Source organism: Mycobacterium sp. 5-140-3-2, assembly GCF_035666375.1.
In the GTDB taxonomy this organism is placed as follows: domain Bacteria; phylum Actinomycetota; class Actinomycetes; order Mycobacteriales; family Mycobacteriaceae; genus Mycobacterium; species Mycobacterium intracellulare.
This window is the reverse complement of sequence record NZ_CP142025.1, coordinates 4,306,049-4,319,534: the sequence shown is the minus strand read 5'-3', so window position 1 is coordinate 4,319,534 and position 13,486 is coordinate 4,306,049. Positions and strand designations below refer to the sequence as shown.

The 13,486-nt window shown below is 66.3% G+C and carries 10 protein-coding genes; 8 read left to right on the top strand and 2 right to left on the bottom strand.

The window, feature by feature from the left end; all coding sequences use genetic code 11:
* Positions 1 to 26 precede the first annotated feature (26 nt).
* The 4 genes from P6281_RS20130 to P6281_RS20115 are packed head-to-tail and all read left to right on the top strand — an operon-like array spanning position 27 to position 6,231.
* Positions 27 to 3,275 carry a thioester reductase domain-containing protein gene (locus P6281_RS20130; RefSeq protein WP_014385618.1) on the top strand — a complete coding sequence of 1,083 codons (3,249 nt, stop codon included), beginning with the start codon at positions 27 to 29 and terminating at the stop codon, positions 3,273 to 3,275.
* 21 nt (positions 3,276 to 3,296) lie between these two features.
* Positions 3,297 to 4,205, top strand: a complete 909-nt coding sequence (locus P6281_RS20125) for a metal-dependent hydrolase (RefSeq protein WP_008259582.1) — start codon at positions 3,297 to 3,299, stop codon at positions 4,203 to 4,205.
* A gap of 35 nt (positions 4,206 to 4,240) precedes the next feature.
* A complete protein-coding gene (locus P6281_RS20120; protein ID WP_014385617.1) occupies positions 4,241 to 5,146 on the top strand; it encodes an alpha/beta fold hydrolase in 906 nt (301 codons plus the stop codon).
* Between the two features lie 2 nt (positions 5,147 to 5,148).
* A complete protein-coding gene (locus P6281_RS20115; RefSeq protein WP_014942774.1) occupies positions 5,149 to 6,231 on the top strand; it encodes a PDR/VanB family oxidoreductase in 1,083 nt (360 codons plus the stop codon).
* Between the two features lie 163 nt (positions 6,232 to 6,394).
* On the opposite strand, the gene P6281_RS20110 is transcribed toward P6281_RS20115, so the two are convergent.
* Positions 6,395 to 7,003: a TetR/AcrR family transcriptional regulator gene (locus P6281_RS20110; RefSeq protein ID WP_014380886.1), complete on the bottom strand. Its 609-nt coding sequence runs from the start codon at positions 7,001 to 7,003 to the stop codon at positions 6,395 to 6,397.
* Positions 7,004 to 7,122: 119 nt separating this feature from the next.
* Positions 7,123 to 8,154 (bottom strand): alcohol dehydrogenase catalytic domain-containing protein, encoded by a 1,032-nt coding sequence (locus P6281_RS20105; protein WP_324738981.1) that lies wholly within the window; start codon positions 8,152 to 8,154, stop codon positions 7,123 to 7,125.
* Between the two features lie 275 nt (positions 8,155 to 8,429).
* Between P6281_RS20105 and P6281_RS20100 the strand changes: the two genes are divergently transcribed.
* The 4 genes from P6281_RS20100 to P6281_RS20085 all read left to right on the top strand — a co-directional run bounded on the left by P6281_RS20100 (position 8,430) and on the right by P6281_RS20085 (position 13,372).
* Entirely contained in the window at positions 8,430 to 9,323 is an 894-nt protein-coding gene (locus P6281_RS20100) for a metal-dependent hydrolase (RefSeq protein ID WP_036459783.1), read from the top strand.
* A gap of 121 nt (positions 9,324 to 9,444) precedes the next feature.
* Positions 9,445 to 10,515 carry a hypothetical protein gene (locus P6281_RS20095; RefSeq protein ID WP_324738500.1) on the top strand — a complete coding sequence of 357 codons (1,071 nt, stop codon included), beginning with the start codon at positions 9,445 to 9,447 and terminating at the stop codon, positions 10,513 to 10,515.
* The gene (locus P6281_RS20090; RefSeq protein ID WP_014380882.1) at positions 10,512 to 12,095 is read left to right on the top strand and encodes a flavin-containing monooxygenase; all 1,584 of its coding nucleotides are present in this window, start codon (positions 10,512 to 10,514) and stop codon (positions 12,093 to 12,095) included. The genes P6281_RS20095 and P6281_RS20090 overlap by 4 nt, the downstream gene beginning before the upstream one ends.
* Positions 12,092 to 13,372: a cytochrome P450 gene (locus tag P6281_RS20085; RefSeq protein ID WP_324738499.1), complete on the top strand. Its 1,281-nt coding sequence runs from the start codon at positions 12,092 to 12,094 to the stop codon at positions 13,370 to 13,372. Before P6281_RS20090 ends, P6281_RS20085 begins: the two co-directional genes overlap by 4 nt.
* Positions 13,373 to 13,486 lie beyond the last annotated feature (114 nt).

Sequence of the window (13,486 nt, the reverse complement as noted above, 5' to 3'; positions counted from 1 at the left end):
AACCTGGAAGGGGGGTCGCTCCAAAGATGGAGACGCTGATCGATTACCTGCACAAGTGGGAAGCGCTGAAGCCGGACCAGACTCTCTTCCGCTTCGTCGACGTCGACGGGCGCGAACTCGAGCACTACACCTATCAGAGCTTCGCCGACCGCACCCGCGAGCTGGCCGCCTACCTGTCCAAAGAGGCCGGCCTCAAAGCGGGCGAGCGCGCGTTGCTCGTCTACCCCCCCGGCCTGGAGATGATCGCGGCGCTGTATGCCTGCGCCCGAATCGGGGTGATCGCCGTCCCCGTCAGCCCACCGCTGCCGATGTCGTTCGAGTCCGGACTGGCCAAGCTCAGTTTCATCGCGCGGGATTGCGGCGCCAAGGCCGTGCTGTCGACGAAGCAGTTCGAGTACGACTTCCGGCTGCTGCTCGGCCAGCGCCACGGTGGGCAGGCGTGGTCCGACGCCGCCCTGCCGGAGCTGCCCTGGTTCGCCACCGACGGCGCCCAGGAATTCGGCGGCGCCCCGGTGGCGGACACGCCGGGGGACGTGCTCTTCCTGCAATACACCTCGGGCTCGACGAACGACCCCAAGGGCGTCATCGTCAGCCACGCCAACGTGATTGCCAACGGGTCCGCCTTCACCGGCGACGTGGTCCTGGCCTCGTGGCTTCCGCAGCATCACGACATGGGCCTGATTTCGGCCTACATGTTCATTCTGCTGCTGGGCGGGTCCACCCATGCGATGTCGCCGCTGGACTTCCTCGCGCGGCCCTCGTCCTGGCTTCGGCTGATCAGCGACGTGCGCGCCACGCACACGCCGGGACCGAACTTCGCGCTCGAATACTGCCTGCGTGAAGACAAGCTGCCCGCGTCCGAGCTGGCCGGTGTCGACCTGAGCAGCCTCGAGTGCATCGTCGTGGGGGCAGAACCGTTGCGGGCCAACACCTTCGACCAATTCCGGAAGCGGTTCGGCGACTACGGCCTGCGGCCCGAGGCGCTGACCGGCGCCTACGGCATGGCCGAGTCCACCCTGATCGTCTCGATCCGGGGGCGCCAGACCATCACGGTGAACAAGCGCGGGCTGGAAAAGAATGTCGCGCGGGTCGAAAAGGCGTTGCCGGAGAACAGCAACCAGGTCCCGTTGGTCAGTTGCGGCAAGCCCATCGACGAAACCCTGGTTCGCATCGTCGATCCCGAATCGCGAACGGCGCTGGGCGAGGGCCGGGTCGGCGAAGTCTGGCTGGACGGGCCCTCCAAGGGCGGCGGCTACTGGAACCGCCCGGAGCTCACCACGGAGATGTTCGGGGCCCGCATCGCCGGCGATGACCACCACACCTATCTGCGGACCGGCGATCTCGGCTTCCTCTACGAGGGTGAGCTGTTCGTCTGCGGCCGCAGCAAGGACCTGATCATCGTGCGCGGCGTCAACTGCTACCCCTCCGACGTCGAAGCCGTCGTCGAACGCTCCGCCGGCCAGGTCCGCAGCGGGTGCGTCGCCGCGCTGTCGGTCGAGCGCGACGAGCAGGAGGCGCTGGTCGTGGTCGCCGAGGTGCGAGACGAGCACAACCTGCCCGACGCGAAGGCCCTGGCCCGCGCGATCCGGCGGCACTGCCACATCGATCCGCACACCATCGTGTTCGCGCCGCCACGCAGCATCCCCAAGACGACCTCGGGCAAGATCCGGCGCGCGCGGACCCGCCAGCTGTGGCTGGACGGCACGCTGCCCGCGTTCACGAGTTGGGTCAACCCGGCGGCCACCCGGGGCCGCGACGCCGTGGAGGTCGGTGCGGGCCCGCTGGAGCGCTTCCGCAATCTCATCGAGAGCTACGACCTCACCGGCGACGAGGACTGCTCGTTCGCCGACCTCGGCATCGATTCGCTGGCGCTGGCCGAACTCCGCACCGACCTGCAGGCCGTGCTCGAGGAGCACGGCGCGGGCGAGCTCGCCGACGAGGTCAACACGCGCCTGCTGCAGCGGCTGACGGTGGCCGAATTCTTCGGGCTGATGCGCCAATTCGGCGAGGGATCCGGCCAGCCGCTGGACGCCCTGCGCCGGGCGCTGGATCAGATCTCGGCCGACTACGAGGCCTACGAGACCGCGCAGATGCGCGCCGACGCCGCCCTGCCGCTGCCCGAGCTCGCGCCCGCGCGAGCGGGTGCGCCCACCGACATCCTGCTGACCGGCGCGACCGGGTTTTTGGGGCCGTTCCTGGTGGGCAGCCTGCTCAGCCGGACGTCGTACAACGTGCACGCGCTGGTGCGGGCCACCGACGCCGCGCACGGTTTGGACCGTATCGTCGCGTCGCTGCGCCGCGCCCAGCTCTGGACGCCGGCGCTCGAGGCGGAGGTCCGGGCGCGGGTGCGGGTGATCTGTGGCGATCTCGCCGAGCCCGCGCTGGGCATCGGGGAGGCGGCCTTCCAGCAACTCGCCGAGGACGTCGACGCCGTCGTGCACAACGGCGCGCTGGTCAACTACGTGCGGACCTACGACGCCCTGCGGCCCGCGAACGTGGAGGGCACCCGCGAGCTGTTGCGACTGGCGATGACCGCCCACCGCAAGACCTTCCACCTGGTCTCGAGCACGTTCATCTACGGCTGGAGCACCGAACCGGTGGTCGGGGAGTGGGACGCGAACGAGAAGATGGCCGGGCTGGACTTCGGCTACTCGCAAACCAAGTGGGTCGGCGAGCAGCTGGCGCTGGCCGCGCAGCGGAAGGGCCTCGACGTCCGCATCTACCGGCCGTCGCTGATCTCTCCGACCCGGGCGGGCTTCGGCAGCCAGGACGACATCCTGGTGCGCCTCACGGCATTCATGATCGAGCACGGTCTGGCCGTCAACGCGCTCAACCAGATCAGCCTGCTGCCGGCGGACCTCATCGCGGATCACATCGTCGCGCTGATGGACCTCCCCGACGAGTCGGGCAGTGTCTTCAACTTGACGGCCGACGACTACTACAACCTGACCGACATCACCCGGATCTTGACCGAGCGCTACGGGTACCGCTTTGAGTACCACGACATCGAATCGTTCGCCGAGCAGCTGGACCGTCAGTGCACGCCGAACGACCAGATGTATCCGCTGGTCGACTTCCTCACCCGGTCGGCGGGCAAGATCGCGGCGATGCGCGACAAGCGCTACGACAACACCCAGTACCGTCACCGGCGGGGGCTGGCCACGGTCCGCCTGCGCGAGCCGGCGCTCACCGAGACGGTCGATCACCTCGTCCGGTTCTTGCGCAGCGAGCGTCTGATCACTGAAGTAGAGGACGAGACCCAACGCAGCGCCTAGCACGAAAAGGGGATGGCAACGATGTTCACCGTCGATGACATGGCAGCGGGCCCGCATGACGCCTCGCTCGATCACGAGCGCATCGTCCTGCAGGCGCGTGACGTCGACTTCGACTGGTCGACGCTGCCGTTCTACTACGTGCCGAACGAGCCCTTCACCACCCACTTCTGCAACGTGCTGCACCTGCTGTTGCCGGCGGGTGAGGAGTTCATCGTCGACGCGTTCAAGGACACCCTGCCGCTGATCAAAGACGATCAATTGCGGCGCGATGTGCAGGGATTCGTCAGCCAGGAGGCCATGCACTCCCAGGCGCACGCGGGGGTGCTCGGGCACTTCGCGGCCAACGACATCGACGTCACGCCGTTCACCGACCAGATGCGCTGGCTGTTCACCCAACTCATCGGTGACCGGCCGCACTGGAGCCGGCGCCGCCGGCAGAGCTGGTTGCTCGAACGGGTCTCGATGGTGGCGGCGCTCGAGCACTACACCGCGATCCTGGGCGAATGGATTCTGGACACCCCTCAGCACGATGCCCTGGGCACCGATCCGGTGATGCTGGACTTGCTGCGCTGGCACGGCGCCGAGGAGGTCGAGCACAAGGCCGTCGCGTTCGACACCATGAAGCACCTGCGCGCCGGGTATTGGCGGCAGGTGCGCACCCAGCTGCTCGTGACGCCCGCGTTGCTGTGGCTGTTCATCCGCGGCGTGCGGTTCATGTATTCGGTCGACCCGTACCTGCCACCGGGGACCAAACCGCGCTGGCGCGACTACTTCCGCGCGGCCCGAAGGGGCTTGGTGCCCGGGCCATTCCAGTTCCTGCGGGTCATCGGCGCCTACTACACGCCGAGTTTCCATCCGTCCCAGCTGGGCGGGGTGGGTCGCGCGGTCGACTATTTGGCCCGCTCACCCGCCGCCCGCGCGTCGCACTGAACACGGGAGCGTTCGGGATGACTCAGTCCAGCACAGTGATCGCCTCAGACGGGGTTTCGCTGGCCGTCCACGCCTACACGGAGATCGACCCACGGCGGCCCACCGTTCTGGCGATCCACGGCTACCCGGACAACCACCACGTGTGGGACGGTGTCGCAGGCGAACTCGCCGGCCGGTTCAACGTCGTGGCGTATGACGTGCGCGGGTCTGGCGACTCCTCCAAACCGGCACGGCGAACGGATTATGTTCTGCCGCAGCTGGTTTCCGATGTCGGCGCGGTGATCGACAGCCTCGGGGTTGGCCAGGTCCACCTGTTGGCCCACGACTGGGGTTCGATCCAGGGCTGGGCGGCGGTCACCGACGATACGGTGATGGCCAAGGTCGCCTCGTTCACGTCGATCTCCGGGCCGCACCTGAACTATGCCGGCAGGTTCCTACGGTCCCCGCGCACACCGCGCGCCGTCTTCGACGTCGTCAAGCAGGCCCTCGCGTCGTCGTACATCTGGTTCTTCCTGTGCCCGGTTGTGCCGGAGCTGGCAATCCGCTCGCGCGCCACGGGGAAAGTCTTTGCCGCGGTGGAACGTATCGGCCGCAGCCGCGGCAGCGACCGGCAGCGGGCGGCGGCGACCCGGTCGATCGACGACTACCTCAACGGCCTCAACCTGTACCGGGCGAACATGCCGGCGCCGTTCTTCGTGCCCGTGAAGCAGTTGCCGCAGACACGGGTGCCGGTGCAGGTGCTCGTCGCCCGGCGGGATTATTTCGTATCGCCCGCCCTGCAACGGTTTACCGGCTCCATTCCGGACGGCGGCAGGATCGTCCCGATCGAGGGTGGCCATTGGGTGGTCACCTCGCATCCCGACGTCATCGCCGGATTCACCGGCGAGTGGGTCAACCTGACATCGGAGCCCGCGGGCCGTCACGGCATGGGGCAGGCGTGAGGATGGCTGTGACACGGGCTATTTGGGACAGCATTCCGGCCGACCTCTACGGCCGGCGCAAACGCGACCGGATGTACACCGCGTTGTACGGCGTCGGCACGCTGTTCGGCGGCATGGCGTCGGCGTCGCGGTGGACGCCTTCACGGGTCCAGCCCGTGCGGCGGACCACGACCGCGGTGATCACCAAACGTGAGGAGCCGGCGCCCGACGTGGTCGCGTTGACGCTGGCCGACCGGGACGGCGGATTGCTGCCATCCTGGACGCCCGGCGCGCACATCGACGTCCGGCTCCCGTCGGGACGCCGCCGGCAGTACTCGCTGTGTGGTGCGCCCGGGCGGCGCACCGACTATCGCATCGCCGTGCGCCGCATTCCCGACGGCGGCGGTGGTTCGATCGAAATGCACGACACCTTGCACGTGGGGGACTCGATCGAGTTCGAAGGCCCCCGCAACGCGTTTTATCTCGTCACCGACGAGCACGAGGTGTTGTTCGTGATCGGCGGCATCGGGGTCACGCCCATTCTGCCCATGATCCAGACCGCGCAGCAGCACGGAATCGATTGGCGCGCCGTGTATGCCGGGCGCAGCCGCGATTACATGCCGCTGCTCGACGAAGTGGTGGCGGTCGCGCCGGACCGCGTCACAGTCTGGGCCGACGACGAGCGCGGCCGGATCCCCACCGCGGCGGACCTGCTCGCCGACGCCGGCCCAACCACCGCCGTCTACGTGTGTGGCCCGACCGCGCTGCTCGAATCGGTGCGCATCGCGCGCGACGAACACGCGAACGCGCCGTTGCACTACGAACGTTTCGGACCGCCGCCGGTGATCGACGGCGTCCCGTTCGAACTGGAACTCGCGCGTTCGCAGCGGGTGCTCACCGTGCCGTCCAACCGGTCGGCGCTGGACGTGATGCTCGACCGCGACTCGACGACGGCCTACTCCTGCCAGCAGGGCTTCTGCGGCACCTGCAAGGTGAAAGTCCTTGCCGGACAGGTTGATCGACGGGGGAGCGCCGCCGAGGGCGACGACGAGATGCTGGTCTGCGTGTCCCGGGCCAAAAACGGGCGCGTGGTCATCGACGCCTGAGCTCTTCCTAATGCATCGGTGTCGCAACGGTTTTCGCCAGTCGGCGCCGCGCAATCGGGGCCGCGCTCATCAAAACCAACACGCATACATTGTCATTCGACCCTCAGGTTCCTGACGATGCATCCCGCGGCCCCTTGACGGGATCGGTAACCGATCGCGTGGGCTACTGGTGTGCGGTGATCTCGGCGTACAGGACCGGTGCCACCCATCGGCGCAGGTAGTCGCGCAGTGCTGCGCCGCGGCGGGGCGGGCGGCCTGGGTCGATCGTGAAGGACTGCAGGATACGGAGCATGTATTCGACTAGGTCGTCGAGGTCTGCGTCCCGCAGTCCCAGGTCTGCCCAGTCGACGTCGAGGCCAGCGAGGATGGCGTGGCCGAACTGGACACATGCGTCCGACGTGATCCGGGTGGAGGCTTTGGTGAAGTCGGTTGCGAGCATCACCTGGATGGAGCGATCCTCGGGTAGCCATTCCAGGGTGTAGGCCAGGCTTTCCACCAGGGCCTCAATGGGATCGGTGATGCCAGCCAGGTGCTCGGCCAAGGGCTCGAGGAACCGCAAGCCCGAGCGGGTCGCCGCCGCTTCGCGCAGCGCGCCCGAACCGGGGAAGTAGTTGTAGACGGTTTGGCGCGACACCCCCAGCGCCCGGGCGACGTCGGCGATACGCATATCGGCGCCGCGCGCCTCGATGGCATCGTCGGCGGCATCGAGGATGCGGTCGATGGCTTCTTCGTCGCTGGCCGGCGTGGCGCCGCCCCACCCATGAGTCCGCACCGGGCCCCTCCTACCCCGAACTCATTGGCGTCAGCATCGCCGACGGACGGGAATGTAGGGATGAGTGCGCAGTCATCGGATAATTTTCTCGGTGCTCGTTCGCTGGTGTCAAACGTGGCTCACGGGATAAGCAGCACTTTGGTGCATTCGGGGCTGCGCGCGGCGACCAGCTCGTAGGCCTGCGGTGCGTCCTCAAGGTGATGGCGTTGGGTGATGATGCCCGAGGTGTCTAGACGCCCAGCCATGATCAACGGCAGCAATTCGCGCCACGCGCTTTGCACCGCCGCCATCGACGTCCGCAAAGTGATCGACTTGTAGACCGCCTGCAACATCGGGAACGGGTAGGGCTGTGCGTCGTGGATGCCGACGACCGAGATGGTGCCACCGGCTCGCACCGCACCGACGGCAGAGTCCAGGGACGCGTCGGTGGCGACGGCGTCGATCACCGCATCGACACCGCGGCCCCGGGTTGCCTCCGCAACAGCGGCCGCGACGTCGGGACCGCCGATCGCCGTCGCCCCGCACGATGCCGCCCTGGCTCGCCTGCCCTCAACCGGGTCGTAGGCCAATACTGTTGCGGCACCTAACTGCAGCGCGCACCGCACCGCGCATTGACCGACCGCGCCTAATCCCAGCACTAATACCGCAGCCCCCGCGCCGACGTCACCCCGTCGCGCCGCCGTCCACGCGGTGGCCAGATTATCGGCCAGCAACACCGCCGCCTCGTCGCTGATGCTTGCAGGGACGGGCAGCAGCGTGGCATCAGCGACGGGCACCGCGAGCAGCTCGGCCTGGGCACCGGCGAGTTCACCGCCGAAGCCGAACAGCGACGCGCCCGTATCGCAGGTGGCGGGGTCGCCCACGGCGCAGCCGTGGCAGTGCCCGCAACCGGTGATGCAGGAGACCACTACCCGATCGCCCACGCTGACGCGGCGGACCGCGTCACCAACCTCCACGACGACGCCGACGGCTTCATGCCCGATGCTCAAGCCGTCGATCGATGGCAGATCACCATCGTAGAAGTGCAGGTCCGATCCGCAGATCCCGGTGGCCTCCACGGCGACGATCACACCTTGCGGGCCAGGCAATGTCGGATTGGGGCGGTCGGCAACGTGCACCGTCCCCTTGCTGTCCATGATCACCGCACGCACACCAACCTCCTGGTTCACGTCGTTCGCACTAAGTTCCCGGCTCGGCCAAATACTACTTGAGAGACTAGACGCAATTAATAAAGTGTCCAGCCAGGTATGCCGAGTTATTCGCATCGGCATTGACTGGACAGTATTGACTTTGTGTCCAGCCGATCGTTAGGCTCGTTCTCGTACTGAGGCCGGCAGACCGGAATCGCCCGTGATGCCCGCGCCCTGTGGCGTGGCGCAAATTCGAGGCACCGCCACGTCGACCGATGGCTGACAGGAGGCGCGACATCACCTCACTCGAAATCCGCAAGGTGCGCTTTGATTTCGATGGCGAGATCCCCTTCATCTGGAATCCACGCAATCCAACGTTCTCGGTGTTCACCAACGCGGTCTCAATCATCGCGATCGCCTTCGAGAAACTCATCGTGACTGCGACGCGCGAAGCAATCCCCCTGATCACCGATGCTGAGGCGAAATCGGAGGCCGAGGCGTTCCTACGCCAAGAAGCCCAGCACGCCAACGCACACCGTCAACACGTGCACGCGCTGGCCCGCCGCCATCCAGGCCTGGAACAAACCCTGGCTGACACGGTCCGGTGCTTCGATCGGCTCACCGATAGCGCGCCGCTGGATTTCCGGCTCGCCTACACTGCCAACCTGGAAGCGACGTTCACCCCGTATTTCAAACTCCTGCTGGACAATGAGGCCACCCTGTTCGCGCCCGGTGACGAGCGGGTGGCATCACTGTTTCTGTGGCACTTCGTCGAAGAAGTCGAACACCGCAGCTCCGCGCTGGTGGTCTACGACTCGCTCATCCGCAGCCGTACACGGAGGGTACGGGCCTTGCCCGCCATCCTCAGGCACATGAATGAGGCCTTCATGATCGTCGTGGACGGATTCAACACCCACGTGCCTGAGGCCGACCGCATCATCGACGCGCGCCGGGCGCTGCCCGCCATGTCATTGTCCGCCCGGCGCCGGCCCCGCCCCGCACCACCTGCGCTCGGACACCTGTCGACTCGGCAGAAGGGCGTCGCCCTGCTACGCATCCTCGAGTCGCAATCCCCGTGGCACAACCCGACACATCAACCGCTCCCACTGTTCGCCGACCGCTGGTTTCACCGCTACGAGGTCGGCGCCGACATCGCACACTGGTACACCGCAACGGCCGGAGCGCAGTAGATGCCGGTTCCGCCTCGCTTGCCCGCCCGATTAGGGCCCGATCACAATGTCTGAGATCTGTATTCCCGAGGTAGCACGGCTGGCCGGCAAACTTGGCTTTTCCTGCGCCAACTCACCGCCAATGATCCATCTTCGCAATCCTGTCGAACTGGCGAACTGGACGCTGCCGCTGCTGGAATGCACCATCACCGCCGGCGCCATCGCATCGTTGATCGTCGCCATCAAAGTGCGACGCACGCAGGGGGATCCAACCCGGCTGGTGCTCTGGTTCAGCGGCATCATCTACCTGCTGGTGATCGAACCGCCGATCTATTTCCCGCGCGTGTTCGGCTTGGAGAACCAACTGGGAATCGTGTTCGTGCACAACGTTTTCACCGTCGATTTGATGTTCGACCGGCTGCCGCTCTACATCATCGCTCTTTACCCGGCCCTGCTCACCCTCGCCTACGACATCGTGCGGAGCCTCGGCATCTTCGCTCGCCACGGTGCATTGATCGGCGCGGTGTGCGTCGGCTTCGTGCACAGCTGTTTCTATGAGGTGTTCGACCACATCGGCCCGCAACTCAAGTGGTGGGTATGGAATTCCGAAAACCGCTCCACCGCACCGTCATTGGGCGTGGTGCCGCTGACCAGCATCGCATTGTTCTCTGCGCTGGCCCCGATCGTGGTCGCGTTCCTCGTCCAGCGGTGGGTAGTCGAGCCGGTCGCCGAAGGCAAGCAACTCGGAGTCGGGACGCTGGCGGCCCGCGCCGTCGCGGTCGGCGTGCTGACGACTGTGGCACTCGGTGTGCTCGGTGTTCCCGCCTGGCTGCTTGGGAATGCTCCCCTGGCCGAAGCGGTGGTCTACTTGCTGGCGACCGCGGCGGTGGGGGTCGTCGGCGGGTTCACCGTCGTCCGCGCGTGGCCGTGGGCGCGCCGCGAGGGGACCACCTGCGACACCACCTATGCCATGGTGTTCGGCGCGGCGTTTCTGGCTGTCATGGCGATCAGCTGGGTCAGTGGACTGCGCGACTACTTCGCTGCGGTGGGGCGCGTCACCGCCTCGGGTACCGCGACCGGCGTTCTTCCTTATGCCGCAGTGTGTTTCGTGATGGCCGCGCTGCTGGTGACCGCCATGTTCAGGCTGCGACCGAGGGCCACCCCCCCTGCGGATCAGCGCGGCGAGGTGCTCAACAGAAGGACAGTGCCATGAGTCAACGTTTAGACGTCGAGGTCGCGATCATCGGCGCGGGTCCCGGGGGAATCGCGGCGGCCCACCAGCTGCGCCGGCGCGGCATCAACGATTTGGTGATTCTGGAACGCGGCGGCGATTTCGGCGGTACCTGGCGCGACAACCACTATCCCGGCCTGGCCGTCGATATTCCGATCTTTTGGTATGAGTTGTCCTTTGCGCGTAACCGCCGTTGGAGTCGCCTGTTCGCGCCGGGCCCCGAGATTTACCGGTATCTGACCGACACCGCCCGCGGCTGTGGCCTCTACCCGTTTCTTCGGCCGGACAGCGAGGTCATGCGTCAGCTGTGGGACGACGACGCCGGGCGGTGGCGGCTGGCGATCCGCGACGGCACGGAGGTCACGGCACGGTTCGTGATCAGTTCGGTGGGAGGCTACGTCAACGCCAAGGCCAGCACCGGCATCGATGGCATCGCCGAGTTCGGTGGGACCGTGCTGCGGCCCAACGCGTGGGACGACGACTACGACATCACCGACAAGAAGGTCGCCGTGATCGGCACCGGATCCAGCGGCGCCCAGATCGTCTCGGCGCTGTCGGGCAAGGTCACCCAGCTCGATGTATACCAGCGCACCCCGAACTGGATCCTGCCCAAACCCGACGTCGAGATCACCCCGCGCCTGCGCGCAGTGTTGGGATTGCCCGGTCTCATGGCGGTGATCCACCATGCCGGGCGGCTGGCGTTCGACCTGTTCATGCTCGTGCCGGTCGTGCATGTGATGTCGCGGCTGCCCGACACCGCGCTGGTTGTGCTGATGCGCAGCTACGACGCGTGGTCGCGGCTGTGGTTTCGCGCCCTGTTGCGCGCGGTCGTCCACGACAAGTCAACCCGGCGCAAACTGCTTCCCCGCCACGGCATTCTAGCCAAGCGGCCCATCATCTCCAGCAGCTACCTGCCGGCGTTCAACGAGCCCACAACCCACCTGATCACCACCCCTATAGATCGGGTCACCCGCAACGGAGTCCGAACCGTCGACGGCGTCGAGCATCAGACTGATCTGATCGTCACGGCCACCGGCTACGAGCTGTGGACCGATCCCGAAACGTACCGGCCGGACACGATCCTGGGCACTGACGGTTTCGACCTGGCCGAGGACTACCGAGTGCGCGGGTTGCGCAGTTACGCCGGCACCGCGCACCCCCGACTGCCCAATCGGTGGGAGATCGTCGGGCCGTTGGGATTCGTCGGTGTCGGCTGGACCGACTTCGTGGAGATGATGGCCGAGCACGCGGTGCGTGTCATTGACGAGACCCGCCGCGCGGGCGCCGATGTCGTGGTCGCGGTGACACCGGAGGCGTTCGAGGCCTACCACTCGCGGATGCAAACCACCGGAAGGACTGCGCACCTTTATTTCACTCGCTGCAACGAAGGCATTAACACCTATTTCGTCAATTCCCAAGGCGATACGGTTTATCACCGGCCCCAAACGATCGTCGGGGCACGGCGGCTGGCCCGCCGATCCCCGCATGGTGACTACCGATTCACTTCCCGCCCCTCCGGGGCTCAGCGCGACGTCGCAATGATGCGGGCGCGGTCCTCATGAGTTCATTGCGTGCTGTCGCGGGCACGGTGCGTGATTCGGGGTCCATGATCGGACGCGGCGTGCTGCAAGATCTGCGGCGCGCCAAGGTGCGTCACGCCGGTGCGCAGGTGCCACGGACCGACTTCGATCCCACCCACCCCGACGCCATTGCCGACCCGTGGGCTCAGCTGGGCCGGCTGCGCGCGCAGCGGGTGGCGGTAAACGAACGGTTGAACGTGTGGATGCTTTCACGCTATGACGACATTGTCGCTGCTGCGCGCGCCCACGACACGCTGTCGTCGGCCTCGGGCATCTTGTTGCGGTCGATGCCCATGCCCGGTGTGGTGAGCACCGACGAACCCGATCACAGCCGGTTGCGGAGGATCACCGCACCGTCATTCACCCCGGGCGCAGTGCGCCAACTCGAGGACACCTTGGGGGAGATTACTCAGCCCGGAGTCGAGGCGCTGTTGGGCCGCGAGACAGTCGATGTGGTTCCTGCGTTGGCGGTGCCGCTGCCAGTGGCCGCGATCGCGCTGATCTTAGGTGTCGATGAGACCCGGCGCAGTGAATTCCAAAGGTATTCCGAGGATTTCCGGTCTGTGTTCGCAGTGAGCTCGTTGTCCGAGGTGACTACCTCGGTCGGCCGGGCACTACCGGGGATGCTGGCGATGCGTGCGCTGATTCACGACGAACTCGACCGGCGCACCCGGATGCGCACCGAGGATGTATTCGGGCGGGTACGCATCGCCCTCGACGAGGGTGACATGTCGATGCTGGAAGCGTTGAGCACGGCATTAATCCTGTTGGTGGCCGGCAGCGAGACCACTACCAACCTGCTCGGGATCTTGCTGATGCGCTTGGCCCGCGACCCAGATCTCTACGACCGGTTACGCGAGAACCGGGACCTTATTGGTGCGGCGACCGAGGAAGCGCTGCGGTGGGGCTGCCCGGTGCAGTGGGTCGGGAGAACCACCCTGGCGCCCTACACGGTCGGCGATATCACCATCCCCGAACGCTCGCGCGTGGTGCTGTTCTATGCCGGCGCCAACCATGACCCCGACCGTTTCGACCAACCCGAGGACTTCGACATCGATCGTGGCGGTGTTGGCCACGTGACCTTTGGCCACGGCGCGCACTTCTGTATGGGCGCGCACCTGGCCCGCCTGGAAGTGCGTGTGGTACTGAATCAGATCCTCGACGAAATCGAGCGGATGGAACTGGCCGGACCCGTCACGTGGACTACCACCCCGTCGCTGTCCGGACCCACATCGGTGCCGATACGGGTTGTGAGATGAGGCGTGTGACGCCGGTAGGAACCTGAATCACTCAGTGGCAGAAAACATATCCCGACTACTCATTCATGGTCAGCCCCATGTTCGGCGTAGACGCCCTACGCGGTTTCGTGAATT

Excerpts from the sequence above, each read along its gene's own strand:
- P6281_RS20130 (WP_014385618.1), top strand. The coding sequence starts at position 27 with ATGGAGACGCTGATCGATTACCTGCACAAGTGGGAAGCGCTGAAGCCG.
- P6281_RS20125 (WP_008259582.1), top strand. The coding sequence starts at position 3,297 with ATGTTCACCGTCGATGACATGGCAGCGGGCCCGCATGACGCCTCGCTC.
- P6281_RS20115 (WP_014942774.1), top strand. The coding sequence starts at position 5,149 with ATGGCTGTGACACGGGCTATTTGGGACAGCATTCCGGCCGACCTCTAC.
- P6281_RS20095 (WP_324738500.1), top strand. The coding sequence starts at position 9,445 with ATGATCCATCTTCGCAATCCTGTCGAACTGGCGAACTGGACGCTGCCG.
- P6281_RS20090 (WP_014380882.1), top strand. The coding sequence starts at position 10,512 with ATGAGTCAACGTTTAGACGTCGAGGTCGCGATCATCGGCGCGGGTCCC.
- P6281_RS20085 (WP_324738499.1), top strand. The coding sequence starts at position 12,092 with ATGAGTTCATTGCGTGCTGTCGCGGGCACGGTGCGTGATTCGGGGTCC.